The organism is Burkholderia sp. PU8-34 (assembly GCF_053427725.1).
On record NZ_JBSAXC010000012.1, the window covers coordinates 91,743 to 114,870 of the forward strand.

At 67.9% G+C, this 23,128-nt stretch carries 22 protein-coding genes; 5 read left to right on the top strand and 17 right to left on the bottom strand.

The genetic code is table 11. The features are described from left to right. Positions 1 to 15: 15 nt before the first annotated feature. From ACV22Z_RS25260 to argB, 8 genes are all read right to left on the bottom strand, one after another. Entirely contained in the window at positions 16 to 1,098 is a 1,083-nt protein-coding gene (locus ACV22Z_RS25260; protein WP_448079006.1) for a M48 family metallopeptidase, read from the bottom strand. Continuing rightward, positions 1,088 to 2,401 carry an AmpG family muropeptide MFS transporter gene (locus ACV22Z_RS25265; RefSeq protein WP_448079007.1) on the bottom strand — a complete coding sequence of 438 codons (1,314 nt, stop codon included), beginning with the start codon at positions 2,399 to 2,401 and terminating at the stop codon, positions 1,088 to 1,090. The genes ACV22Z_RS25260 and ACV22Z_RS25265 overlap by 11 nt, the downstream gene beginning before the upstream one ends. 185 nt (positions 2,402 to 2,586) lie before the next feature. Continuing rightward, complete coding sequence (metW, locus tag ACV22Z_RS25270; RefSeq protein WP_448079008.1) at positions 2,587 to 3,195, bottom strand: methionine biosynthesis protein MetW; 609 nt, start codon at positions 3,193 to 3,195, stop codon at positions 2,587 to 2,589. Beyond that, a complete protein-coding gene (gene metX / locus ACV22Z_RS25275; protein WP_448079009.1) occupies positions 3,192 to 4,337 on the bottom strand; it encodes a homoserine O-succinyltransferase MetX in 1,146 nt (381 codons plus the stop codon). Before metX ends, metW begins: the two co-directional genes overlap by 4 nt. 309 nt (positions 4,338 to 4,646) lie before the next feature. Further along, positions 4,647 to 7,685: an autotransporter family protein gene (locus tag ACV22Z_RS25280; RefSeq protein ID WP_448079010.1), complete on the bottom strand. Its 3,039-nt coding sequence runs from the start codon at positions 7,683 to 7,685 to the stop codon at positions 4,647 to 4,649. A gap of 336 nt (positions 7,686 to 8,021) precedes the next feature. After that, the gene (slmA, locus tag ACV22Z_RS25285; protein ID WP_448079011.1) at positions 8,022 to 8,705 is read right to left on the bottom strand and encodes a nucleoid occlusion factor SlmA; all 684 of its coding nucleotides are present in this window, start codon (positions 8,703 to 8,705) and stop codon (positions 8,022 to 8,024) included. Next, complete coding sequence (locus ACV22Z_RS25290) at positions 8,672 to 9,463, bottom strand: pyrimidine 5'-nucleotidase (RefSeq protein ID WP_448079012.1); 792 nt, start codon at positions 9,461 to 9,463, stop codon at positions 8,672 to 8,674. The genes slmA and ACV22Z_RS25290 overlap by 34 nt, the downstream gene beginning before the upstream one ends. Continuing rightward, complete coding sequence (argB, locus tag ACV22Z_RS25295) at positions 9,460 to 10,359, bottom strand: acetylglutamate kinase (RefSeq protein ID WP_010090348.1); 900 nt, start codon at positions 10,357 to 10,359, stop codon at positions 9,460 to 9,462. Before argB ends, ACV22Z_RS25290 begins: the two co-directional genes overlap by 4 nt. Positions 10,360 to 10,636: 277 nt before the next feature. On the opposite strand from argB, the gene ACV22Z_RS25300 reads away from it, so the two are divergent. The 3 genes from ACV22Z_RS25300 to ACV22Z_RS25310 all read left to right on the top strand — a co-directional run bounded on the left by ACV22Z_RS25300 (position 10,637) and on the right by ACV22Z_RS25310 (position 12,865). After that, complete coding sequence (locus tag ACV22Z_RS25300) at positions 10,637 to 10,861, top strand: cysteine-rich CWC family protein (RefSeq protein ID WP_448079013.1); 225 nt, start codon at positions 10,637 to 10,639, stop codon at positions 10,859 to 10,861. A gap of 86 nt (positions 10,862 to 10,947) precedes the next feature. Continuing rightward, positions 10,948 to 12,309 (top strand): ATP-binding protein, encoded by a 1,362-nt coding sequence (locus tag ACV22Z_RS25305; protein ID WP_448079014.1) that lies wholly within the window; start codon positions 10,948 to 10,950, stop codon positions 12,307 to 12,309. A gap of 13 nt (positions 12,310 to 12,322) precedes the next feature. Then, positions 12,323 to 12,865, top strand: coding sequence for a response regulator transcription factor (locus ACV22Z_RS25310; protein WP_448079015.1), 543 nt, complete (start codon positions 12,323 to 12,325; stop codon positions 12,863 to 12,865). A 116-nt stretch (positions 12,866 to 12,981) separates the two neighbouring features. Here ACV22Z_RS25310 and hslU read toward each other — a convergent pair whose 3' ends face one another. The 8 genes from hslU to dapF all read right to left on the bottom strand — a co-directional run bounded on the left by hslU (position 12,982) and on the right by dapF (position 21,113). Continuing rightward, positions 12,982 to 14,325 carry an ATP-dependent protease ATPase subunit HslU gene (gene hslU / locus ACV22Z_RS25315; RefSeq protein ID WP_448079016.1) on the bottom strand — a complete coding sequence of 448 codons (1,344 nt, stop codon included), beginning with the start codon at positions 14,323 to 14,325 and terminating at the stop codon, positions 12,982 to 12,984. Between the two features lie 10 nt (positions 14,326 to 14,335). Next, positions 14,336 to 14,872 (bottom strand): ATP-dependent protease subunit HslV, encoded by a 537-nt coding sequence (gene hslV, locus ACV22Z_RS25320; RefSeq protein ID WP_124652817.1) that lies wholly within the window; start codon positions 14,870 to 14,872, stop codon positions 14,336 to 14,338. Positions 14,873 to 15,111: 239 nt separating this feature from the next. Further along, entirely contained in the window at positions 15,112 to 15,528 is a 417-nt protein-coding gene (dksA, locus tag ACV22Z_RS25325; RefSeq protein WP_059611863.1) for an RNA polymerase-binding protein DksA, read from the bottom strand. A gap of 502 nt (positions 15,529 to 16,030) precedes the next feature. Continuing rightward, the gene (locus ACV22Z_RS25330) at positions 16,031 to 17,194 is read right to left on the bottom strand and encodes a CobW family GTP-binding protein (RefSeq protein ID WP_448079017.1); all 1,164 of its coding nucleotides are present in this window, start codon (positions 17,192 to 17,194) and stop codon (positions 16,031 to 16,033) included. 69 nt (positions 17,195 to 17,263) lie between these two features. Beyond that, positions 17,264 to 18,472: a class I SAM-dependent rRNA methyltransferase gene (locus ACV22Z_RS25335; protein ID WP_448079018.1), complete on the bottom strand. Its 1,209-nt coding sequence runs from the start codon at positions 18,470 to 18,472 to the stop codon at positions 17,264 to 17,266. A 77-nt stretch (positions 18,473 to 18,549) separates the two neighbouring features. Continuing rightward, positions 18,550 to 19,470 carry a tyrosine recombinase XerC gene (gene xerC / locus ACV22Z_RS25340; protein ID WP_448079019.1) on the bottom strand — a complete coding sequence of 307 codons (921 nt, stop codon included), beginning with the start codon at positions 19,468 to 19,470 and terminating at the stop codon, positions 18,550 to 18,552. A 16-nt stretch (positions 19,471 to 19,486) separates the two neighbouring features. Then, positions 19,487 to 20,209 carry a DUF484 family protein gene (locus ACV22Z_RS25345; protein WP_448079020.1) on the bottom strand — a complete coding sequence of 241 codons (723 nt, stop codon included), beginning with the start codon at positions 20,207 to 20,209 and terminating at the stop codon, positions 19,487 to 19,489. Positions 20,210 to 20,243: 34 nt separating this feature from the next. Next, positions 20,244 to 21,113 carry a diaminopimelate epimerase gene (gene dapF / locus ACV22Z_RS25350; protein ID WP_448079021.1) on the bottom strand — a complete coding sequence of 290 codons (870 nt, stop codon included), beginning with the start codon at positions 21,111 to 21,113 and terminating at the stop codon, positions 20,244 to 20,246. Positions 21,114 to 21,531: 418 nt separating this feature from the next. Here dapF and ACV22Z_RS25355 point away from each other — a divergent pair, with 418 nt between their 5' ends. Continuing rightward, on the top strand, positions 21,532 to 21,810 hold the full coding sequence (locus ACV22Z_RS25355; RefSeq protein WP_448079022.1) for a type II toxin-antitoxin system RelE/ParE family toxin: 279 nt from the start codon (positions 21,532 to 21,534) through the stop codon (positions 21,808 to 21,810). 14 nt (positions 21,811 to 21,824) lie between these two features. Then, positions 21,825 to 22,130 (top strand): HigA family addiction module antitoxin, encoded by a 306-nt coding sequence (locus ACV22Z_RS25360; RefSeq protein WP_448079023.1) that lies wholly within the window; start codon positions 21,825 to 21,827, stop codon positions 22,128 to 22,130. A gap of 66 nt (positions 22,131 to 22,196) precedes the next feature. Here ACV22Z_RS25360 and ACV22Z_RS25365 read toward each other — a convergent pair whose 3' ends face one another. Further along, on the bottom strand, positions 22,197 to 23,081 hold the full coding sequence (locus ACV22Z_RS25365; protein ID WP_448079024.1) for a lipid A biosynthesis lauroyl acyltransferase: 885 nt from the start codon (positions 23,079 to 23,081) through the stop codon (positions 22,197 to 22,199). Positions 23,082 to 23,128: the final 47 nt, after the last annotated feature.

The window sequence follows — 23,128 nt, forward strand, 5'->3', positions numbered from 1 at the left end:
CGCAGAGCCACCCGTTCAGCGCCGCACGACCTTGCGTTGCTGCGCGCTGATCCCCGCGTAGTCGGGCAGCGTGTCAACGCGCTTGCCGATCGCTTTCGCGTACAGCGGCAGCAGATCCGGCAGGCGGTTCAGCAGATCCTGCCGGCGCGCGGCGCTGTACGGATGCGCGTAGATGTAGCCCGTCGCCTTGTTCGCGCGCGTCGCCACCGCGAGCTTGTCCCACAGCGTGATCGCGGCGCGCGGGTCGAAGCCGGCGCGTGCGGCGATGTCGCCGCCGATCACGTCGGCTTCCGTTTCGTCGGTCGGATCGTAGCGCAGCGTCTGCAGGCGCTCGCCGAGGTTCAGCGACTGCGGCAGCGGATCGCCGACGCCGAACAGCGGCGGCAGCGACGCCGCGCGCAGCGACGTCTGCGACGCTTCGCTGAAGTTGCCGCGCGCGTGTTCGCGCAGCGCGTGCGCGATGCCGTGCGCGAGCAGCACGCCGAACTCGTCGTCGTTCAGGCGGACACGGTCGAGCATCCCGCCGTAGACGAGTATCTTGCCGCCCGGCAGGCAGGACAGGCGGATGTCGCGCGAGCGGATCGCGTTGATGTCCCACGACCACGTCTTGACCCGGTCGTTCCATTTCACCGAATACGGCGCAAGCTTCGCGACGATCGCGCGCAGGCGTTTCACGCGCGGCTGGTTCGCGGGGAGCAGCCGGTTGGCCTGCGCGGCGGCCAGCACGATCTGCGCGTATTCGTTCGCGGTCAGTTGCTCGAGCAACGGCGACGGAATCAGCGTGCGGAACGCGACCGCGTCGCCGAAACGGACCTGTTGCGGCGTCGGCGTGTACGCCTTCGCGGACGCGGCAGCGCCGGTAGGCTGGGCCGGCTCGGCGGTGGCGGGCGCAACGGGTGGTGCGGGCGGCGTGGCTGGCGTGGAGATGGCTTGTGCGGGCGCGGCAGGCGGGTTTGGTACGGTCGACTGCGCCGAGCCGGGCGCCGCCGCGGCCCCCGTGTCGCCCGCGTGCGCGAAACCCGCGCCGAGCGCCACCGCGACGCTGAGGCTCAGCGACGCGCCCCGATGTGCGAGGCGCCGCAGTCGGTCATTGCGCACGGGCGACCCCGTTGTCGCGTGCGTCGCCGTTCCACGGCGCGACCTTGAACAGCAGCAGCATGCCCGGAATGCCGAGCGCGGCGCACAACAGGAAATAGTTGAACCAGCCCATGTCGGCGACGATGTAGCCGCTCGCGGCGGACGCGAGCGTGCGCGGCACCGACGCGAGGCTCGTGAACAGCGCGAACTGCGTCGCGGTGTAGCGCGGGTCGGTGGTGCTCGCAATGTACGCGGTGAACGCGGCGAGCGTGAGGCCCGTCGAGAACGTTTCGAAGCCGTAGACGGCGGCCATCAGCCCCGGCTGCGCGCCGGCCTTCGCGAGCCATGCGAAGCCGAGCGTCGACACGATCTGCAGGATGCCGAAGATCCACAGCCCGCGCGCGATGCCGATCTTCACGAGCCAGATGCCGCCGATGATGCCGCCCGCGAGGCTCGCCCAGAACGCGGTTGTCTTCGCGATCACGCCGATCTGCGTCTTGTTGAAGCCGATGTCGAGGAAGAACGACGTCGACAAGGTCGTCGCCATCGTATCGCCGAGCTTGAACAGGAAGATGAACGCAATCACGAGCAGCGCGCCGGCCCAGCCATCGCGCAGGATGAATTCGCGGAACGGCAGGATCACCGCGTCGCGCAGGTTGCGCGGCGGCGTGCCGGCCACTTCGGGCTCGCGCACGAACAGCGTCATCACGATGCCCGGCAGCATGAACGCGCCGGTAAACGCGAACACGCCGCTCCACGGCAGGTGATCGGACAGGATCAGCGACAGCGAGCCCGGGATCAGTGCGGCGATCTTGTATGCGTTCACGTGCACCGCATTGCCGAGGCCCTGCTCGGTGTCGCGCAGCAGCTCGCGGCGATACGCGTCGATCACGATGTCCGAGCTCGCGCCGAAGAACGCGACGAGCGTGGTGAGCGCGGCGACCGTCCAGATCGAGTTGCGCGGCGACACGAAGCCGAGCGCGGCGATCGCGCCGGCGACGAGGAGCTGCGTAAGCAGCATCCACCCGCGCCGGCGGCCCGGCCGCCAGCCGGGCAGGTGCGGCACGTAGCGGTCCATCAGCGGTGCCCACAGGAACTTCCACGTATACGGGAACTGGATCAGCGCGAACAGGCCGATCGCCTTCAGGTCGACGCCTTCGGAGCGCAGCCAGGCCTGGACGAGATAGACGAGCGTGAAGAGGGGCAGGCCGGACGTGAAACCGAGAAACACGCAGATCAGCATGTGCGTGTTCAGGAAGGCGCGCCAGCCGGGATGATCCTCGTGAGCGGTGAGTGCGGGCGCCTCGTGTGGCGTTTTGGACATGTACTGGAACTGGGTAGCGTTGGCGTAACGTTGGCGTAAATGCGGCGGCAGCGCGTGCGGCGGCCGGGGCGGCGCAGCGTGTCGGCCGCCCGCGCAAAGCGGGCCGGGCCTAACCGGCCGTCCTGACCGGCCGTCCTGACCGGCCGTACCTGACCGGCCGTACCGTTCGTCAACGGCCCCCCGGCTCAGCTGCGCTTGACGCGATAGACAGCAAGACTACCACGCCAGTTCTCGCCCCATCGAATCGGCTGGCCTTCGTGCAGCACGACGCGGTCGAGGATCGTGACGCCGACTTCGGGCGCGAGCGCCTCGAAATCCTTGATCGTCAGCACGCGGACGTTCGGCGTGTTGTGCCACTGGTACGGCAGCGACTTCGACACCGGCATCCGGCCGCGCAGCACCGACAGCCGGTGCGCCCAGTAGCCGAAGTTCGGGAACGACACGATGCATTCGCGCCCGACCCGCGCGGTTTCGCGCAGGATCGCGGCCGTCTGGTGGATCGTCTGCAAAGTCTGCGACAGGATCGCGAAATCGAAGCTGTGGTCCTCGAACAGGCGCAGGCCGTCCTCGAGGTTCTGCTGGATCACGTTGATGCCGTTCTTCGCGCTCGCGAGCACGCCCGCGTCGTTCAGCTCGATCCCGTAGCCGCTGACGTCCAGTTCCTCCGTCAGCAGCGACAGCAGCGAGCCGTCGCCGCAGCCGAGGTCGAGCACGGTCGAGCGCGGCTCGACCCAGCGGGCGATCGCGCGGAAGTCCGCGCGCGCGGACAGGGAATTCAGCGCTTGCTGGTTCATGCGCCCACCTCGTTGGCGATTCGTTCGTAATAGGCGCGGATCAGGTTGTGATAGCGCGCGTCGTCGAGCAGGAACGCGTCGTGGCCGTGCGGCGCGTCGATCTCCGCGTAGCTGACCGTGCGCTTGTTGTCGAGCAGCGCCTTGACGATCTCGCGCGAGCGCGCCGGCGCGAAGCGCCAGTCGGTCGAGAAGCTCGCGATCAGGTATTTCGCCTGCGTTTGCGCAAGCGCGGCCGTCAGGTTGCCGTCGAACGCCTTCGCCGGATCGAAGTAGTCGAGCGCGCGCGTGATCAGCAGGTAGGTGTTCGCGTCGAAGTAGTCGGCGAACTTGTCGCCCTGGTAGCGCAGGTATGACTCGACCTCGAACTCGACGTCGAAGCTGAAGTTGTACGCGTCGAGCGCGCCGTCGGCGCGGCGCAGCGCGCGGCCGAATTTCTCGGCCATGTCGTCGTCGGACAGGTACGTGATGTGGCCGATCATCCGCGCGACGCGCAGGCCGCGCTTCGGCTTCACGCCGTGCGCGTAGTAGTCGCCGCCGTGGAAGTCGGGGTCGGACAGGATCGCCGAGCGCGCGACCTCGTTGAACGCGATGTTCTGCGCGGACAGCTTCGGCGTGGACGCGATGTCGATGCAGTGCGCGACGCGCTCCGGATACATCAGGCTCCACGCGAGCGCCTGCATGCCGCCGAGGCTGCCGCCCATCACCGCGGCGAAGCGCTCGATGCCGAACGCGTCGGCGACGCGTGCCTGCGCATGCACCCAGTCCTCGACCGTGACGACCGGAAAGCGCGCGCCGTACGGCTTGCCGGTGGATGGGTCGGTGCTCATCGGGCCGGTCGAGCCGAAGCACGAGCCGAGGTTGTTCACGCCGATCACGAAGAAGCGGTTGGTGTCGAGCGGCTTGCCCGGGCCGACCATGTTGTCCCACCAGCCGGTGCTGCGCGGATCGTCCGCGTAGACGCCGGCGACGTGATGCGACGCGTTGAGCGCGTGGCAGACGAGCACCGCGTTCGAGCGCGCGGCGTTGAGCTCGCCGTACGTCTCGACGACGAGCTGATAGTTGCCGATCACGCTGCCGCTTTGCAAGCGCAGCGGTTCGGCGAAGTGCATGGTCTGTGGAGCGACGATGCCGATCGATTCCATTCGTTCCGCCTTATGACTGGGCGGCTAAATGGTGTCGGCGATGCGCGGAGTCGAAGATGCGCGGCTGACGACCTCTTTAGCCGCATTTGTAGTGAACCGCCGGGACCAAGACAAATCAAGGCCCCGGCCGGTTCGCGCGCCCGCAATCGAGTCAGCAAATCGGCGCGCTTCCGACCTGCCGCCAAGGTGGCGGCAGTCGGCAGAGTATAGCCGAAGTTCGGGCGGCGGGGCGCAGCCGGCGGCGCGCGCGACCATGCGGGGCGTCCGGCCCGCGCCTGCTCGCACTGCCGAGGCGCTGGCCGGAAGCGTTCACCAGCGATACTTCGCCGCGATCTGCCCCTTCACGGTCGAGTAGTCGCCGAAGTCCGTATCGACGCCGATGCTCGCCGACACGCTCACGCGCTTCGTCAACTGCCCGGTCGCGCCGGCCGCAAGCGCCGCGCGGTCGCGCGGCACGCCGTAGTCGAACGTGTTGCCGTTGATCGTCAGCGAGCGCGAGCCGGGGCCGCGCCACCAGTTCGCTTCGACGAACGGCCGCAGCTCGCGTCCCGCCGGCATCGCGGTCACGCCGTGCACGCGCACGCCGAGCCGCGCCAGCACGTCGTTCGCGCTTTGCGTGCCGATGCGCCCGGACGGCGCGTCATGCGCCGATGCGTGGTAGTGCGAATAGACGAGCTGTGCCTGCGGCTCGACGAAGAAGCGCGATTCGCCTTGCTCGTAGAACGGCAGCGAATAGCCTGCCTCGACCGAGCCCGTGACCGTGCTCGACCGGTACGAATCGCCAGTGAGGCTGCCGCCGATCGTGTTCTGGTACGCACCGTACAGCCACCACGTATCGACGTACGGCCCCGACAGGATGTCCCGATTGCCGTACCACGTGCCGTACAGGCCGACGTTGTAGCCGTCGACGCTTCCGCGCGCGGTCGCCGGCGCTTCGCGTTGCTCGGCCGCGTTCCACAGCGTGCGCGTCGACCAGCTCGTAAAACTGCCGTACATCCCCATCGCACCGAGTCGGAAACTGCCGCCGCGGCCGTCGTCGAAGCGCAGCAGGTCGGCGCCCGCGTGTACGCGCCGGCCGTTGCCGCGCACGCTGCGCTCGCCGCCCGAGCGCGACGCGAGCTCACCTTCCGCGCGTACCCAGACTGCACCGTCGAGCGCGCCTGAGCGCGGGCCGTCGGCACGCAGCGAGCGGTCCTCGCGCTGGTGCAGCGAGTGGATTGCCATCATCGCGGCCGCGTCGGCGTTCGCGAGATACGCGTCCGGCTCCGGCGCGACGGCGGCGGGGTGGGGCGGATCGACGGTTTCCGGAAGCGTGGCCGAGTTGTCGTCGCCTGATTCGGTCGGCGGTGGTTCGACAGGCGGCGGTTCGACAGGCGGTGGTTCGACAGGCGGTGGTGCGACAGGCGGTGGTTCGACAGGCGGTGGTGCGACAGGCGGCGGTTCGACAGGCGGTGGTTCGACAGGCGGTGGTTCGACAGGCGGTGGTTCGACAGGCGGCGGTTCGACAGGTTTGGCGGCGGACACCAGATACCAGTCTTCCGCACGGCCGCCATGCCCGCCGCGCGCGAGCATGTAGTCGTAGCCACCCGCGGACAGCGTGCCGAAGCCCTTCCGGTAGCCGTCCGACGCCGCATCGAGCGCGAACGCCGCGGCGTCCGTCGTGCCGCCGTTGCGGGTTTCGACGATCGGAATGCCGACCGTCGTCTGCGCGCCTTCGCCGCCGGTGCGCTTCACGACGATGCCCGTATTGCCCGACGCGTGCCCGCCGTCGATCACGAGCCTGTCGGTGGGCGATGAATCGTCGCGAAGCGTCGTGTGAACGAGCAGCTTGCCGTCGTTCGCCGCGTAGTCGCCCGTCACGACAAGCGTGCGCGGCTTGCCGGCGTCCGGCGACGCGAACGCGATCGTCGAATCGTTCAGCGTAACGGAGCCGACCGACGAATCCGCGGTGACGGTCCAGCGGCTGCCCGTGTCGAGCGACAGCGACCGGATCGCGTCCGTCGCACCGGTCCATGCGGACGCGCGGGACAGCGCGACGTCGGTGACGGCGGTGACCGTGGGTATCGGGTTTCCGTCGGCGTCCGGCCGATTGGCGATGTCGCCTACCATCTGCGCGCCGGTATCGAGCGTCATGTGCACGGCTGCGCCGGATTGCGCGTCGACGGACAGTAGTGCGCCGTTGCCACCGGCGGCGCGCGCGCCGTTTCGCAGCGTGATGACCGCATCGGACGCGTCGATTGCGCCGTGCCGCTCGCTGACGAGCGAGCCGCCGTCGACGCTCAGCGTGCCGCCGTAGACCGCAGCGGCCGGCGCGCCGTCGCCGGACGCGCGCACGTCCGTGCGCAGCAGGTCGATCGAGGCGCCTTTGCCCGCATAGAGCGCGGCCGCGTTCTGGCCGGCCGTCGTGACGGCGCCATCCGCGATCGAAGCGGTCGAGCCTGCGCCATTCGACAGCAGACCGTACGCACGCGGGCCGCTCGTCGCGATGCTGCCGCCTGTCATCGCGACCCGGCCGCCGAGCCGCGCGACGACGCCGATCGAACGGGCACCGCTCGTGGCTACGTCCGTATCGGTTGTCCGGATGACGGGCGTCTCGTCGTACTCCTTCGACGCGTACAGCCCATGCGCGCTTTCACCATGCGTGAAGACGCGCGTGCGCGCGAGTTCGACGTTGCCCTTGCGCGTGTCCACGCCGAGCGCGGCGTAGCCGTCGGTTTCCAGGCGCGCGTCGTGGAAGGTCGTCGTGGAGGCCCCCGGCATGAACAGCGCCGATGCATAGTCGCCGATGGTGCGGACGTCGACGCGATCCAGCGTCGCGCGTATGTCGTCGTAGCTGAGGAACACGCCATAGCCGACGAAGCCGCCGGTATGGATGAGCGTATCGGCAGCGTTCACGACCGCGCCGGGAGCGTAGTTGACGGCGATGCCGTGCGCTTCCCGGCCGCGCGTGACGATCGCGCTGCCGGCAATATCGACGCCGTTGCCACTCACGTCGACGTAGACGCCGTGCGCATTGTCGCCGTCGGTGTCGATGGCGATGTCGTTGGCGAGCACGGTGCCGCCGAAACGGGCGTCGAGGCCGTAGCCGAGCGGGCCTCGGGTCCGGATCTCGGCATCGCGCAGCACGATGCGCGAGCCGGTATGCCAGGCGGAAGCGGCTGGCGCCGAGACACCCGACGAGAACAGGCGCGTCTTGCCGGTGGTGGTCAGCACGCCCCCGTTGACGGCGGAAAGCACCGGCTTGGCGTTGCCGGTTGTCGAATAGTCGCCGGGCGCGACTTCGAGCGCGACGCCATCCGCGCGCTGGGCGCCGCCGTCGTCGACCGCGGCAACCGACGGCCAGGGCATCACCGCGCCGGCGAGCAGCGCGGAACGTGCGAACCGTGCGGCGCGTGGCGCAGCCGGCGATACGTGAGGCGGTTCCGCGCCGGGGAATGGCTCGCGCGCACGCGTCCGCAAATGGAAAAAACAGAAATTCACTCGCTCACCTCATCCAAACTCAAATGAGATAAAAATAAACCGAGTGGTTGGTCTGATGAAATTGGACGAGTTCGAAATTTGCTGTCCGCGGAAGCGGGATTGCGCCGGCTGCGCGGGCCGTGCGTCGCGAGCGGTGGCGTTCCAGGTTCGGCCGGGCGCGGGGCGGCGGGGGGGGCCGCCGCGGGCTCGCGCGTCAGGCGCCGGTCATTGCAGGATCAGGCGCAGATGGGCGTCGGCCTGTTCCCCGGGGAGCTTCTGAAAGCCGCTCTTCGCGAAGCGATGCCAGCGGCCGATCACGTAGCTGACGAGCAGGCTCGCGCGCACGGCCGGATCGTAGTCGGCGGAGAGCGGCACGGCGCCGTCCGCGTATGCGTTGCCGTCGCGGCGCGCATTGGCCTCCATCAGCGCGACGCGCAGGCTCTGCCGGACGGTTGCCTCGACACGCTCCATCATCCGGTCGACCCGCTCGACGAGCCGCTCGTGCTCGCCAACGAGCGCCTCGCCCGTCAGCACGCGCGTCATGCCGGGATTCTTCGCCGCGAAATTGAGCAGCATCAGCGCGATCGCGCGCGCCTGCAGCACGCCATCGGGCTCCTTTGCAGCGATCTGGTTGATGAGGCCGAAGAACGTGGTTTCGATGAACTCGATCAGGCCGTCGAACATCTGGGCCTTGCTTGCGAAATGGCGGTAGAGCGCCGCTTCCGACACGTCGAGCCGGGCCGCGAGCGCGGCCGTCGTGATCTTTTCGCGCTTCGGCGCCTCGAGCATCGCCGCGAGCGTCTGCAGGATCAGCACGCGGCGCTCACCCGGTTTCGGGCGCGCACGGGTGCGGGTGGAGGTGGCCTGGTCTTCCGTTACCGCTTGGTCCTGCGGGTGAGTCGGCTGCATTTCTGTCGCCCCGATCGAGTGCCCAGTCGAAGCGATTTTAACGAACGAATCCGCTGATCGACATAATGCGGGCGGCCGGTGCTCGGCAGGTGGCCAGGCAGATGGCCGGTGATCCACACCGTGCCGATGCCGAGGCGCTTGTAGCGCTTCAGGTGGCCGCGCGTATCCTCGACGAGGATCGCGTCGGCCAACCGCGCGTTGGCGGCGCGCAACGTCCGGCGCAGCATCGTGTGGTCGGGCTTCGCGCGCCACGTGCGGCGGTCGCGCATGTGCTCGATCGCGATCACGCGCTCGAACAGCCGCTCGATGCGCAACTCGCGCAGCACTGCGCGCGCGTAGTTTTCCGGCGCATTGGTCAGCACGAACTTGCGGCCCGGCAGCGCGGCGACGATCCGTGCGAGGCCGCGCTCCGCCCGCAGCATCGCGGGCAGGTCCGGAAACGTGTGGACGACGCGCAGGAAGTCGTGCGGATCGATCGGATGATGGCGCGTGAGGCCAAGCAGCGCTGCGCCGTAGCGCTTCGTGTAACCGTTGCGCAGGCGGTCGGCTTCGGTGCGCTCGACCTGCAGCGCGTCGACGATGTATTGCGTCATCGCCCGGTTGATCTCCGGGAAGATCGCGTGCGATGCGTGGTGAAGGGTATTGTCGAGGTCGAACAGCCACACCGGCGCACCGGCGCGGGGCCGGCTGCGCGATACGCGCCGGCGCAGGGCTGCGGCCGGCAGGTCAGGGGTGGCGGTCTTGCGGCGGGCGCTCAATGCGAGCGGATCATCGTGCCGAACGGCTGCTCGGTCAGGATCTCGAGCAGCACCGAGTGCTCGATCCGGCCGTCGACGATGTGCACCGACTTCACGCCGCTCTTCGCGGCGTCAAGCGCCGACGAGATCTTCGGCAGCATGCCGCCGGAGATCGTGCCGTCCTCGAACAGCGCGTCGATCTCGCGCGCCGACAGGTCGGTCAGCAGGTTGCCGTCCTTGTCCATCACGCCCGGGATGTTGGTCATCATCAGCAGCTTCTCGGCGTTCAGCACCGTCGCGAGCTTGCCGGCGACCAGGTCGGCGTTGATGTTGTACGAGAGACCATCTTCGCCGAAGCCGATCGGCGAGATCACCGGGATGAACGCGTCGTCCTGCAGCGCCTTCACGACCGCCGGGTTGATCGCCTCGACCTCGCCGACCTGGCCGATGTCGATGTACTGGCCCGGATTGTCGCGATCCGGCATCAGCAGCTTGCGCGCGTGGATCAGGCCGCCGTCCTTGCCCGTCAGGCCGACCGCGTGGCCGCCGAAGTGGTTGATCAGCATCACGATGTCCTGCTGCACTTCGCCGCCCAGCACCCATTCGACGACTTCCATCGTCTCTTCGTCAGTGACGCGCATGCCCTGGATGAAGGTGCCCTGCTTGCCGATCTTCTTCAACGCCTGGTCGATCTGCGGGCCGCCGCCGTGGACGATCACCGGGTTGATGCCGACCAGCTTCAGCAGGATCACGTCGCGTGCGAAGCCTTGCTTGAGCCGCTCTTCCGTCATCGCATTGCCGCCGTATTTGATGACCACGGTCTTGCCGTGGTAGCGGCGGATGTACGGCAGCGCCTCCGCGAGGATTTCGGCTTTCAGAGTGGGGGCGATCTGCGAGAGGTCGATGGGCTCGGACATGGCGGCGGCTCTGGCTGGGAACGGTTGAAACACGGCGAATTGTACAGGAGTGGCGCAGCGCAGCATCGGGAATTTGGACCGGCGGCGCAGGTCCGGCAGCAGGCTCGGCGGGCTGCAGCGACACGGTTGCGACAAGCGTACCCGTATGCAGCGGCCGGTGACATCAGCCGGACGGCCGACGTGCAAAATCCGGCCGCCGCGCTATGCTTGTCGCGTTGGGCGCCGCCGCGCCCGCCGTTGATCGTCGCTCTCGATCGCCACCCTTTATCACCGCCCGATGACCGCCTCCGCCACCGACCGCCGTTCCGACCCGCACCGCGCGCGCTGTCCGCGTTGCGGGCGCAGTTTCGACTGCGGTGCGCGCACGCAGCCGTTCGAATGCTGGTGCGCGTCGATGCCCGGCCTGCCCGACGGTGCGCAGCCGGCGCTCGGCGCGCGCTGCCTGTGCCCGGAATGCCTTGCCGACGAGACCGCGCGGCGCGTCGCCGGAGCGTCCGGCTAGCGCGGGCCTGGCGGAATGAAGCGCGGCGCGCTCATGGTCTGGCCCTCTGCTAGGGGCATCGGCGGCTAAACGGGTAAACTGCGCGAATGCAACGAATCACTACAACCGGCCGCGTCAACCTGAGCCACCTGTTCTGGCTGCGCAACCTTGCAATCATCGGCCAGCTCGTGACGATCGGCGTCGTCCAGACCTATTTCGGCGTGCATCTGCCGTTGCCGGCGATGCTGATGGTCATCGCGCTCGAGATCGTCTTCAACGCGCTGACCTGGGTGCGCGTGCTGCGCGCGCGGCCCGAGACCAATTTCGAGCTGCTCGGCCAGCTATGGGTCGACCTCGGCGCGCTGTCGGCGCTGCTGTTCCTGTCGGGCGGCACGACCAACCCGTTCGTGTCGCTGTACCTGCCGTCGCTCGCGATTGCGGCGGCGGTGCTGCCGTGGCATCTGATGATCTGGCTCGCGGCGTTCGCGGTTGCCTGCTATGCGTCGCTCGGCTTCGATTCGGTGCCGCTCAACCTGGACAACCCGGCGAACCTGTTCGACTACTACCGCACCGGGATGTGGGCGAACTTCATGGTGAGCGTCGGCCTGATCGCGTGGTTCGTCGCGCGCATGTCGAATGCGCTGCGCCAGCGCGACGCGGCGCTCGGCGAGGCGCAGCAGCACCTGCTGCGCGACGAGCGGGCGGTCGCGCTCGGCGTGCAGGCGGCGACCGTCGCGCACGAAATGGGCACGCCGCTGTCGACGATCGCGATGCTGACCGAGGAGTTGCGCGACGCCGCGCGCGCCGACGCGGGGCTCGCCCGCTACGAGGCCGACCTGAAGGTGCTGGACGAGCAGATGATGCTGTGCACGTCGGCGCTCGCGCGACTGCGCAGCCGCGCGAGCGCGCCGGCGAGCCGCCAGCCGGTGGACGACTGGCTCGACACGTTCGTCGAGCACTGGCGCCTGCGGCATCCGCACGTGCAGTTCGAGCTGCTCGGCGCGCGTCCGGCAGGTGTCGCGCTCGACGATACCGTCGCGGCGGGCCAGATCCTGACGATCCTGCTCGACAACGCCGCGCGCGCGAGCCCGCAACGCGTGACGCTCGCCGCGAAGGTCGCGCACGGCGGCACGACGGACGAAATCGAATTCGAAGTATGCGACGATGGCCCGGGCATTCCGGTCGCTTTGCGCGAGTCGCTCGGCGCGATGCCGGTCGACAGCACGCAGGGCGGGCACGGGGTCGGCCTGTACCTGGCGTTCAGCGCGGCGGCGCGGCTCGGCGGCGTGATCGAGCTGTCCGATGTGACGCCGCGTCCCGCGGGCCATGCCGCCGGGCGTTCGAACGGCGCGAACGGGACGCCTGCCGGTCGCCCGGCCGGCGCTTCGTCAGGTCGCGGCACGCGGGCCGTGCTGCGCCTGCCGGTCGCGCGCCATGCGGCGTCACCCGCCGCCACACCCAACACGTAGACGGAGAAACCACATGAGCGACAACAACTTCCTGGTGATCGACGACAACGAGGTGTTTGCGGGCACGCTCGCACGCGGCCTCGAGCGCCGCGGCTATGCGGTCCAGCAGGCGCACGACAAGGACACGGCGCTCAAGCTCGCCGCCGGCGCCAAGTTCCAGTTCATCACCGTCGACCTGCATCTCGGCGAGGATTCGGGCCTGAGCCTGATCGCGCCGCTCTGCGACCTGCAGCCGGACGCGCGGATCCTCGTGCTGACCGGCTATGCGAGCATCGCGACCGCCGTGCAGGCGGTGAAGGAGGGGGCCGACAACTATCTCGCGAAGCCGGCGAACGTCGAATCGATCCTGGCCGCGCTGCAGACCAACGCAAGCGAGGTGCAGGCGGACGAGGCGCTCGAGAATCCGGTCGTGCTGTCGGTCGACCGGCTCGAATGGGAGCACATCCAGCGCGTGCTCGCGGAAAACAACAACAACATCTCGGCGACCGCGCGCGCGCTGAACATGCACCGCCGCACGCTGCAGCGCAAGCTCGCGAAGAAGCCGGTGCGGCAGTAAGCCCGCGCTGGCGCTCTCGCTGGTTGCCCACGCCGGTCGCCCGCGCCGGTCGCCGTGAATGAAAAAACGGGCGGCCCCGAAGGTGCCGCCCGTTTTTGCTACGGACTGCTCACGCGTTACAGCACGTAGCGCGACAGGTCCTCGTCCTGCGATACCTCGCCGAGCGCACGGTCGACATACTTCGCGTCGATCATCACGCGCTCGCCGGCGTGGTTGCCGGCCGCGAACGACACTTCCTCGAGCAGCTTCTCGATCACCGTATAGAGACGCCGCGCGCCGATGTTCTCGGTCTTCTCGTTGACCGCATACGCGATCTCCGCGAGGCGGCGGATGCCGTCGTCGGCGAACTCGAGCTGCACGTCTTCGGTCGCGAGGAGCGCCTGATACTGCTTGACGAGGCTCGCGTCGGTCGCGACGAGGATCGCCTCGAAGTCCTTCACCGACAGCGAATCGAGCTCGACGCGGATCGGAAAGCGCCCCTGCAGTTCGGGAATCAGGTCGCTCGGCTTCGCGAGGTGGAACGCGCCGCTCGCGATGAACAGGATGTGATCGGTCTTCACCATCCCGTACTTCGTGTTGATCGTCGTGCCTTCGACGAGCGGCAGCAGGTCGCGCTGCACGCCCTGGCGCGACACTTCGCCGCCGCTGCCTTCGTTGTTGCGCGACGTGATCTTGTCGATCTCGTCGAGGAACACGATGCCGTTCTGCTCGACATTCTGCACGGCCTTCGTCTTCACTTCCTCTTCGTTCAGCATCTTCGCCGCTTCCTCGTCGGTCAGCAGCTTCAGCGCTTCCTTGATCTTCACCTTGCGGCGCTGCTTCTTGCCGCCGCCGAGGTTCGAGAACATCGAGCGGATCTGCTCGGTCATCTCTTCCATCCCGGGCGGCGCCATGATGTCCATGCCGACCGTCGGCTGCTCGAGGTCGAGCTCGATTTCCTTGTCGTCGAGCTGGCCTTCGCGCAGGCGCTTGCGGAACGTCTGGCGCGTCGCGTTGTTGTCGTCGTTCGCGTGCTCGGCGCTCGCGCCGAAGCCCACCGCGCGCGGTTGCGGCAGCAGGATGTCGAGGATGCGGTCTTCCGCCTGGTCGGTCGCCTTGCTGCGCACCTTGCGCATCTCGGCTTCGCGCGTCTGCTTGACCGAGATATCGATCAGATCGCGCACGATGCTGTCGACATCGCGGCCGACGTAGCCGACTTCGGTGAACTTGGTCGCTTCGATCTTGATGAACGGCGCATCGGCGAGCTTCGCGAGGCGGCGCGCGATTTCGGTCTTGCCGACGCCCGTCGGCCCGATCATCAGGATGTTCTTCGGCGTGATTTCCGTGCGCAGCGGGTCGGCGACCTGCTGGCGGCGCCAGCGGTTGCGCAGCGCGACGGCGACGGCCTTCTTCGCCTTGTCCTGGCCGATGATGTGCTTGTCGAGTTCCGAGACGATCTCGGCAGGGGTCATGGTGCTCATGGTGCGGTCCTTACTCGATCGTTTCGATAATGCGGTTGTGGTTCGTGTAGATGCACATGTCGCCGGCGATCTCGAGCGCCTTCTCGACGATTTCGCGCGGCGACAGCTCCGTGTTCTCGGCGAGCGCGCGGGCCGCGGCCTGCGCGTACGCGCCGCCCGAGCCGATCGCGCAGATGCCCTCTTCCGGATCGAGCACGTCGCCGTTGCCGGTGATGACGAGCGTGGTGGTCGCGTCGGCCGTGATCAGCATCGCCTCGAGGCGGCGCAGCATCCGGTCGGTGCGCCAGTCCTTCGCGAGCTCGACGGCCGCGCGGGTCAGGTTGCCCTGGTGCTTCTCGAGCTTCGCCTCGAAGCGGTCGAGCAGCGAGAACGCATCGGCGGTGCCGCCCGCGAAGCCGACCAGCACCTGGTTGTTGTAGATCCGCCGCACTTTCCGCGCGCCACCCTTCATGACGATGTTGCCGAGCGTCACCTGGCCGTCGCCGCCGAGCGCGACCTTGTCGCCGCGCCGGACCGAAACGATGGTCGTGCCGTGAAATTGCTCCATCTGCGTTCCTTGAGAAAAACGGGGAAGAGGCGGCGGCGCGCTGCGCCGCCGCATGAATCGCGGTGCGCCGGGGAGCGGCCCGGCGCGCATTGGATTCATTTTAGGGCGCGCGGCGGGATATCAAGGGGGAGCCGGGAACCCGGCCGGAAAAACCGGGGATGCCTGGCCGGAAAAACAAAAAGCGCGCGGGAGGCCGCGCGCTTTCGTGAAGCAGCGTGTCTGGGCGGAACGCCGGCTGGTCAGTCGCCGAACAGCTTCTGGCGCAGCTCGCGGCGCTCCTGCGCCTCGAGCGACAGCGTGGCGGTCGGGCGCGCGAGCAGGCGCGGAATGCCGATCGGCTCGCCGGTTTCCTCGCACCAGCCGTAGTCGCCGGAATCGATGCGGGCGAGCGACTGCTGGACTTTCTTGAGGAGCTTGCGTTCGCGGTCGCGCGTACGCAGTTCGAGCGCGTGCTCTTCTTCGATCGTCGCGCGGTCGGCGGGATCGGGCACGATCACCGTCTCGCGGAGGTTCTCGGTCGTCTGGCCGGCGTTATGGAGAATTTCCGCCTGCAATTGTTCGAGCCGAGCTTTGAAGAAGGCGAGCTGATCCTCATTCATGTAATCCTTGTCGCTCATCTTCAGGATTTCGGCTTCGGTCAAGAGTTTCTTCGTCATCTGCTTGCTTCTTCAATGTGCGGCAAATCACGAGATATTGCCTGCACTTTGGGATTACCCGCAACTGCGATTGCAATCATTTGCGTTTAGTCGCTGCGGGGCCGAAAGCCTCTGGAAAACCGGTTCTCAAATACCAGGATAGGCCTGGCGTCGATGTGCGCGCGCGGCGAACCGGTGTGCTGCGCGGCAGATCGTATCGGTCGCGGCCGGGTGGCGGACACGCAATCCGGCACGTTTGCGATTCCCGGATAGTCGTTCCGCAAGAGCCGGGCCTGTTGTCCGGACGTTTTGTGGCCGTACTCCAGCGGGCACGTATTGTAACTGAATCGCAAGCCTGCGCCGTATCGGGTCGATCCCCGTCGGCTGCGCCAATATCTAGAAAATATAACGCGCAAACCGCGAAAAAGCGATGACGCCAAAACCCTCGCCGCTCGCGGCCTGCCGCGGCCGCCGGCACCCGGGCGGGAACCGGCGGCGAATGGTGGCAAATGGCGCCGCGTCGTCAGGCGAGGCAGGCGTCGAGGCCGTCGGTGATCAGGTCCTGCGGCAGATCGACGCCGATGAACACCATCTTGTTGGTCTTCTTCTCGACCGGCAGCCACTTCGCGGCGAGATCGCTGCCCATCATCTGGTGCACGCCCTGGAACACGACCTTGCGGTCGACGCCCTTCATGTACAGCACGCCCTTGTAGCGCAGCATCCGCTCGCCGTAGATCTGCAGGATGCCGCCGAGGAAGTCCTCGAGCTTGTTCGGGTCGAACGGGCGGTCGTTGCGGTACACGAACGACTTGATCTTGTCGTCGTGGTGCGCGTGGTGGTGGTGATGACCGTGCGCGTGATCGTGGTCGCAGTGGCCGTGATCGTGATCGCAGTTCGCGTGGTCGTGATCGTGGTCATGGCCGTGGTCATGGGCGTGATGTGCGTGGTCGTCCTCGGCGAGGAAGTCCGGATCGATCTCGAGCTTCGCGTTCAGGTTGAAACCGCGCAGGTCGAAGATTTCCTTGATGTCCGCGTCGCCGAAGTTGACGACCTTGATCGCCGCGCGCGGGTTCATGTGCATCAGGCGGTGCTTGAGGTCGGCAACCGTCTGGTCGTCGACGAGGTCCGACTTCGTGATGAACAGGCGGTCGGCGAAACCGACCTGGCGCTGCACGACTTCGTGCTCGTCGAGCTGCGCGTCGGCATGCTTCGCGTCGACGAGCGTGATGACCGCGTCGAGCAGGAAGTCGTCGGCGATCTCGCTGTCGATGAAGAACGTCTGCGCGACCGGGCCCGGGTTCGCGAGGCCGGTCGTCTCGATCACGATGCGGTCGAAGTCGAGCTTGCCTTCGCGCTTCTTCGCGGCCAGATCGCCGAGCGCGCGGGCCAGGTCGCCGCGGATCGTGCAGCAGATGCAGCCGTTGCTCATCTGGATGATCTGCTCGTTCGTATCCTGCACGAGGATCTCGTTGTCGATGTTCTCCTCGCCGAACTCGTTCTCGATCACGGCGATCTTCATGCCGTGCTGTTCGTTCAGGATGCGCTTGAGCAGCGTCGTCTTGCCGCTGCCGAGGAAGCCGGTGAGGATGGTGACGGGAGTGGCCATGTCGGTCGCCTGTGGTTCGTGAATCGGGGTCAAAGCCGGGATGTGCGTTGCACCCGGCGAGCCGGGCGCACAACCATCCATTGAAACATATCTGTCAAGCCCCCGCCCTTCGGCCGGGCGGACAGCTGCTGCCCGCCCATATCGGGGCGATCAGACGATTTGCAACAGCAGGCCCTTCAAATATTCACCTTCCGGGAAGGCGGCGAGCAGCGGGTGGTCGACGCCTGCGCCGAGCCGCTTCAGGATTCGCGCGTCGACCTTCGCGTCGGCGGCCGCGCCCGCGACGATCTTCTGGAACAGGTCCATGTCGATCGCGCCCGAGCACGAATAGGTGAACAGCAGGCCGCCCGGACGCAGCAGCTTGAAGCCGCTCAGGTTGATGTCCTTGTATGCGCGCGCGGCGCGATCGACGCTGTCGCGCGTCGGCGCGAACTTCGGCGGGTCGAGCACGATCAGGTCGAAACGATCGCCTTCGTCGACGAGGCGGCGCAGCGTCTTGAACGCGTCGGCGTCGAGCCAGGTTGCGCGGGCCGGGTCGAAGCCGTTCGCGGTGACGTTCTGCTGCGCGAGCGCCAGCGCGTCGCCCGACGAGTCGATCGACACGACGCGTTTCGCGCCGCCCTTCAGCGCCGCGAGCGAGAAGCCGCCCGTGTAGCAGAAGCAGTTCAGCACGTCGCGCTCGTGCGCGTACTGCGCGACGAGCGCGCGGTTGTCGCGCTGGTCGATGTAGAAGCCGGTCTTGTGGCCGTTCGGCACGTCGACGTGGTAGCGCACGCCGTTCTCGTTCGAGATCAGCGTCGCGGGCGGCGCGTCGCCCGCGAGTACGCCGGTCGTCTGCTCGAGGCCTTCCTTGTCGCGGATCGACACGTCCGAGCGCTCGTAGACATTCGGGCAGCCGGTCGCGCCGACGAGTGCGGTGACGATCGCGTCCTTCCACGCTTCGACGCCCGCGGCCATGAACTGGCAGACGAGCTGGCCGCGCGGCGATGCGTTGCCCGAGTCCTCGACGTAGTGATCGACGATCAGCCCCGGCAGCCCGTCGGCCTCGCCGAACACGAGCCGCACCGCGCCGGTGCCGGCGACCATCGTCCGGCGGTGCGCGACCGCGCGCTGCACGCGCCGCTTGAAGAACGCATGGTCGATCGGCTCGTTCTCGTCGAAGCTCCACACGCGCACGCGGATCTGCGACTGCGGGCTGTACGCGCCGCGCGCGAGGAAGCGGCCGTCGTGCGCGCGCACGACGACGGTCGCGCCGGGTGCGGGCTTGCCGTCCACGCGGTCGATCGCGTTGGCATAGATCCACGGATGACGGCGCAGCAGCGATTTGTCCTTCGACGGTTTGAGTGTGACGGTTTGCATGGCTTGATCGAAATGGGCCGCGTCCCGCGGGGACTTCGTCCGGACATCGGGCGCGGCGGGTCAGAACTGAAAGCGCGTCAGTCGCGCTTCTTCGCGCGCGGGTGCGCGCTGTCGTAAATCTTCGCGAGGTGCTGGAAATCGAGCGACGTGTACACCTGCGTCGCAGAGACGCTCGCATGGCCGAGCAGCTCCTGCACCGCGCGCAGGTCACCGCTCGACTGGAGCACGTGCGTCGCGAACGAGTGGCGCAGCACGTGCGGATGGACGTGCGCCGGAATGCCCGCGACGAGCGCCGCGCGCTTCACGCGTTCGCGCACGACGCCCGGCGACATCCGGTTGCCGCGCACCGACAGGAACAGCGGATGCGGGTCGTGCTTCACGAAGGTGTCGCGTACCGCGAGCCACGCGTTCAGCGCGTCGATCGCCTTGCGGCCGACCGGTACCTTGCGCTCCTTGTCGCCTTTGCCGCGCACAGTGACTTCGGCTTCCGCGAGGTCGAGCCAGCCGGTCGAGCGGTAGCCGTCTGCCTGCGCGTACGTCACGTCGAGCCCGATCAGCTCGGCCAGGCGCAGGCCGGACGAATAGAACAGCTCGAGGATCGCGTGGTCGCGGATGCCTTCGGTCGTGTCGGGCAGTGGCGCGTCCATCAGCGCCGCTGCATGATCGACCGACAGCGCCTTCGGCAGCGTCTTCGCGCGCTTCGGCGCGCGCACCGCGGCGACCGGGTTCGCGGGAAGCTCGATGCGCTGCGCGAGCCAGCGGTAGAACGCGCGCCACGCGGACAGCCGGTGCGAAATCGAGCGCGCGGACAGGCCGCCCGCATGCGCGCGGGCGACCGCGCCGCGCATGTCGGCAGCGGTCAGCGCTTCGAGCGGGCGGCCCGCGGCGAGCTTCTTCAGTTCGTCGAGTTCGTGCGTGTACGCGCGCAGCGTGTGATCCGACAGCTTCCTGACGTGCTTCAGGTTCGACAGGTACGCGGCGATCGGATCGTCGGTCATGGGTGCGGCGTGCGGATCAGTGCGGCAGCAGGCGCGTCAGCGCGGCGCTGGCGAGCGTCGCGATCTGCGCGAGGAAGTCGGTCGCCATCCCGTCGTGGAAGCGGCGCGGGTCCGGCGAGCCCAGCACGAGCAGCCCGAACGCGGGCGTGTCGGCACCGGCCAGCGGCGCGCGCAGCGCGAGCAGCGCGACCGATGCGGCCGAGCCGTCGCCGGCCGGGGCCGCTTCGCCGCCGTCCGTCGCGTTCGCCGATGCGGCGATCGCGGGTGCGAGCCACTGGGCGGCTTCGAAGCCCGTGTTCGCGCCGCAGTACGGCGTCGAGAGCCCGTTCGTGAAGAGGCGCACCTCTTCGCCGACCTGGCGCGCGAAGTCGGCCTGCGAGTACGTGTCGGCGACGTCCCACACGCGCAGCGCAGTCTGCGGCACGTCGAACACGTCGGCGAGGCCGTCCGCGATCGTGCGCGGCAGCGCGTACGGATCGCGCTCGGCGATCACGCGCGCGGTCCAGCGGCTGAACTTCGCGGACAGGCTGTCGTTCTCGTGGCCGTAGCGCACGAGCTCGGCGAGCCGGCGCTCGAGATGCTTGTTCTTGTCGCGCAGCATCTCCATCTGCCGCTCCTGCAGCGAGATCGCCGCCTTGCCGTGCGGGTTCGCGAGACGGATCGTGGCGAGCAGTTCGGCGTGCCGTGCAAAGAATTCGGGGTTGGCGAGCAGGTAGTCGGCGACTTCGCGATCGTTCATGGGGCGGGAGCGTTCAATCAGGACGGTGAATGGGTCAGGCGGCCAGGTCGATCTCGCCTTCGAACACGGTCGTGGCGGGCCCCGCCATCAGCAGCGGGGCGGCCTCGTCCTGCGCACCGTCCCAGCCGATCGTCAGCGTGCCGCCGTGGGTGTGCACGGTCACCGGCGTGTCGAGCAGGCCGCGCCGGATGCCGGCCGCGACCGCCGCGCACGCGCCGGTGCCGCAGGCGAGCGTCTCGCCTGCGCCGCGTTCGTAGACACGCAGCTTCACTTCGTGGCGCGACACGATCTGCATGAAGCCGGCGTTGACCCGCTGCGGAAAGCGCGCGTGGCGTTCGATCAGCGGGCCTTCGGCGAGCACCGGATACGCCTCGGCGTCGTCGACCACCTGCACCGCGTGCGGGTTGCCCATCGACACGGTCGAGATCCAGCGCGTTTCGCCGTTCACGTCGAGCGGCCACAGCGTGTCGCGGCCATCCGCGCGGCCGTCGAGGCCCGACGCGTCGAACGGCACGAGCACCGGCGCGAACACGGGCGCGCCCATGTCGACGACGACCTCGCCGTTGTCCTGCATCGTCAACGTGATCAGGCCCTTCATCACTTCGACGCGCACGCTGCGCTTGTCGGTGAGGTGCCGGTCGAGCACGAACTTGACGAAGCAGCGCGCGCCGTTGCCGCAATGTTCGACCTCGCCGCCGTCGCAATTGAAGATCCGGTACTTGAAGTCCGCGCCGTCGACGGTCGGCTTTTCGACGACCAGCAACTGGTCGGCGCCGATCCCGAAGTGGCGGTTGGCGAGCGCGCGCACCTGCGCTTCGGTGAGCGGCGGCAGCGCGCGGGAGTAGCCGTCGAGCACGACGAAGTCGTTGCCCGCGCCGTGCATCTTGGTGAACGAGAGTTTCACTGGTACCGGAATTCCATGGCGAACAAGGGGTCAGCGCGGCGCGGCCGTGGCGGCGTCATGCCGGACGGCCGTTTCGTCGTGCTGATCTCAATCGCGAATGATACATGCAGCCGTCATGGACGTCCCGTGCGGGCGGGCGTTTCACGCTGCTTGCCAAGGCGAAAGGGGGCGGTATCTGTCGATCGGTCGACTGGTTGCGCGAGCGGCAGGGGGGCAGATTGACAGGGTTCGGCGTGGCAGGCGTCGTCGCGGAGGACGCATCCCGCGACGCAGGTTCGAGCGTCGTGAACGCACGGGATGAACCGGGCGCGCGCTTTCGTACCGGTCAAATTGACAATTCAATCAGGCGATTCGTATAGTGTGGCTATACGCTGTGCGGACCATGCCGTCGACATCGCGACTCGAGTATGGGAGGCCCATGATCAAGTCATGGCAGCACAAGGGGCTGGAGGCGTTTTTCATGAACGGGAGCAAGGCAGGCATTCGGCCCGACCATGCTCCAAGACTGCGGCGCCAGCTTGCCCGTCTCGACGTCGCGAGCCAGCCGCTCGACATGAACGTGCCGGGCTGGCGCTTCCACGGGCTCGCCGGCGGGCTGGAGGGCCACTACGCGGTGAGCGTCAGCGGCAACTGGCGCCTGACCTTCAGGTTCGAAGGGCCCGATGCCGTCCTGGTCGACTACCAGGACTACCACTGAGGTGATTCAACGCCATGACTCGCATGTCCAATCCGCCCCATCCGGGCGAAACGCTGCGCGACGACGTACTGCCGGCGCTCGGCTTGACCGTCACCGAGGCCGCTGCGCAGCTCGGCGTGACGCGCGCGGCGCTGTCGCGCATTCTGCACGGCCATGCCGGCATTTCGCCGGAAATGGCGCTGCGCCTCGAAGCCTGGCTTGGCGAAGACAACGGCGGGCGCGCGGATCTCTGGCTCGCGCAACAGGCCGCGTACGATCTCTGGCAGGCGCGCGCGAAGGGCGCGCCGAACGTGAAGCGGGCGCAGTCGCGCACCGTCTGACGGCAGTGCCTGCGTCGTGCCGGCGCACCTTCGTTGCAACGCGCGCGGCCGCTGGCGCGCCCCGGCTCAGTAAAGGCTCGGCTCGCCCGGCGGGCGGGTCTTGAACCGCTTGTGGACCCAGTAATACTGCTCGGGCATCAGCGGAATCTGCTCTTCGAGGAATTCGTTCATCCGGCGCGCGTCGAGATCGTCGTCGCCGGTCGGGTAGTGGTCCCACGGCTTGAACACCTTCAGCCGGTAGCCCTTGTAGTTCGGCAGCACTTCGCCGATGAAGGGCAAGACCTGCGCGTGACCCGTCTTTGCGAACCGGCCGACCGCCGTCAGCGTGCACGCGGGCACGCCGAAGAAGGGCACGAACGTCGAGTTGCGCAGCCCGTAGTCCATGTCGGCGCCGAGCATCACCGGCTTGCGATCGCGCAGCCAGCGCAGCACGACGCGCGCACTGTCGGCCCGGCTCGCCAGCTCCGCACCGAAGCGGCTGCGGCCGGCCTTGGCCGCAGCCTCGATCTCGGGGTTCTTCATCGGCGTGTAGAGCGAGCCGCACATGCGGCCGAGTGCGAGATTGATCGCCATCGAGCCCGCCTCGATTCCGACGAAGTGGAAACCGAGCAGGAGGGTCGGCGGCATGTCGGGGTCGGTGAGATCGATCTCGCTGTCGACCGTGAACAGCTTGCGATAGGTCTCCTCCGACGCGAACCATTGGTAGCTGCGCTCGACGTAGCTGCGGATCGCGTGGCGGAAATGCAGGCCGGCGACTTCCTCGCGGCGTTCGTCGCTCCAGTCCGGGAAACAGAGTTTCAGATTGGTGTGTACGATGCGCTTTCGCCCGCTGGGGATCTGATAGAGCAGCCAGCCCAGGCCGTCGCCGAGCCGCGCGGTCAGGCCGTATGGCAGGCGCGCGAGCAGCTTCAGGAAGCCGATGGCGAGAAGCGTACCAAGGCGGCCTAGCATGCGCGACCTCCGTGGATCCGGTCAGCCGGCACGTTGCAAATGGGGTT

What these genes read in the sequence shown, in the direction of transcription:
- ACV22Z_RS25335 (WP_448079018.1), bottom strand. Translation starts at nt 18,472, where the DNA reads ATGCAAACCGTCACACTCAAACCGTCGAAGGACAAATCGCTGCTGCGC.
- xerC (WP_448079019.1), bottom strand. Translation starts at nt 19,470, where the DNA reads ATGACCGACGATCCGATCGCCGCGTACCTGTCGAACCTGAAGCACGTC.
- ACV22Z_RS25310 (WP_448079015.1), top strand. Translation starts at nt 12,323, where the DNA reads ATGAGCGACAACAACTTCCTGGTGATCGACGACAACGAGGTGTTTGCG.
- hslU (WP_448079016.1), bottom strand. Translation starts at nt 14,325, where the DNA reads ATGAGCACCATGACCCCTGCCGAGATCGTCTCGGAACTCGACAAGCAC.
- ACV22Z_RS25330 (WP_448079017.1), bottom strand. Translation starts at nt 17,194, where the DNA reads ATGGATGGTTGTGCGCCCGGCTCGCCGGGTGCAACGCACATCCCGGCT.
- ACV22Z_RS25355 (WP_448079022.1), top strand. Translation starts at nt 21,532, where the DNA reads ATGATCAAGTCATGGCAGCACAAGGGGCTGGAGGCGTTTTTCATGAAC.
- dksA (WP_059611863.1), bottom strand. Translation starts at nt 15,528, where the DNA reads ATGACGAAGAAACTCTTGACCGAAGCCGAAATCCTGAAGATGAGCGAC.
- metW (WP_448079008.1), bottom strand. Translation starts at nt 3,195, where the DNA reads ATGAACCAGCAAGCGCTGAATTCCCTGTCCGCGCGCGCGGACTTCCGC.
- ACV22Z_RS25365 (WP_448079024.1), bottom strand. Translation starts at nt 23,081, where the DNA reads ATGCTAGGCCGCCTTGGTACGCTTCTCGCCATCGGCTTCCTGAAGCTG.
- ACV22Z_RS25305 (WP_448079014.1), top strand. Translation starts at nt 10,948, where the DNA reads ATGCAACGAATCACTACAACCGGCCGCGTCAACCTGAGCCACCTGTTC.
- slmA (WP_448079011.1), bottom strand. Translation starts at nt 8,705, where the DNA reads ATGCAGCCGACTCACCCGCAGGACCAAGCGGTAACGGAAGACCAGGCC.
- ACV22Z_RS25280 (WP_448079010.1), bottom strand. Translation starts at nt 7,685, where the DNA reads ATGCCCTGGCCGTCGGTTGCCGCGGTCGACGACGGCGGCGCCCAGCGC.
- ACV22Z_RS25345 (WP_448079020.1), bottom strand. Translation starts at nt 20,209, where the DNA reads ATGAACGATCGCGAAGTCGCCGACTACCTGCTCGCCAACCCCGAATTC.
- ACV22Z_RS25300 (WP_448079013.1), top strand. Translation starts at nt 10,637, where the DNA reads ATGACCGCCTCCGCCACCGACCGCCGTTCCGACCCGCACCGCGCGCGC.
- ACV22Z_RS25360 (WP_448079023.1), top strand. Translation starts at nt 21,825, where the DNA reads ATGACTCGCATGTCCAATCCGCCCCATCCGGGCGAAACGCTGCGCGAC.
- metX (WP_448079009.1), bottom strand. Translation starts at nt 4,337, where the DNA reads ATGGAATCGATCGGCATCGTCGCTCCACAGACCATGCACTTCGCCGAA.
- argB (WP_010090348.1), bottom strand. Translation starts at nt 10,359, where the DNA reads ATGTCCGAGCCCATCGACCTCTCGCAGATCGCCCCCACTCTGAAAGCC.
- hslV (WP_124652817.1), bottom strand. Translation starts at nt 14,872, where the DNA reads ATGGAGCAATTTCACGGCACGACCATCGTTTCGGTCCGGCGCGGCGAC.
- ACV22Z_RS25265 (WP_448079007.1), bottom strand. Translation starts at nt 2,401, where the DNA reads ATGTCCAAAACGCCACACGAGGCGCCCGCACTCACCGCTCACGAGGAT.